This is a genomic window from Methylobacterium sp. CCH7-A2, from assembly GCF_001557075.1.
GTDB lineage: Bacteria > Pseudomonadota > Alphaproteobacteria > Rhizobiales > Beijerinckiaceae > Allobosea > Allobosea massiliensis.
In genome coordinates this window covers 1-277 of the sequence record NZ_LSKN01000050.1, presented here as the reverse complement: position 1 = coordinate 277, position 277 = coordinate 1, and the positions used below count along the sequence as shown (strand labels likewise).

The 277-nt window shown below is 61.7% G+C and carries 1 protein-coding gene; it reads left to right on the top strand.

The window, feature by feature from the left end; translation table 11 throughout:
- Positions 1 to 227, top strand: a 227-nt coding sequence (locus tag AX750_RS25345) for a helix-turn-helix transcriptional regulator (protein WP_156446560.1), incomplete at its 5' end; no start/stop codon positions are given.
- Between the last annotated feature and the right edge of the window lie 50 nt (positions 228 to 277).

The following is a 277-nucleotide window of genomic DNA, read 5'->3' as shown; positions in this document are numbered from 1 at the left end:
GCCCATTTCATTTCGCCCGGATGTTCAAGCGCGTCACAGGCCAGACGCCGCATGGATTCGTCAGCGCCATGCGCTTCGAACTCGCTCGAAAACTGCTCGCGGACCGCGATTTGGCCCTTGTCACCATTGCCCATCGTGTCGGGTTTTCCAGCCAAGCTGCATTCACGACAGCCTTCAAACGGACGGCGGGCTCGTCGCCCGGGGCCTATCGCCGCCGTCTCAGGTGACGACGGCAAGCTCGCGCAAACACCGAGCAGTCCCGCGAAAGATTCAATCC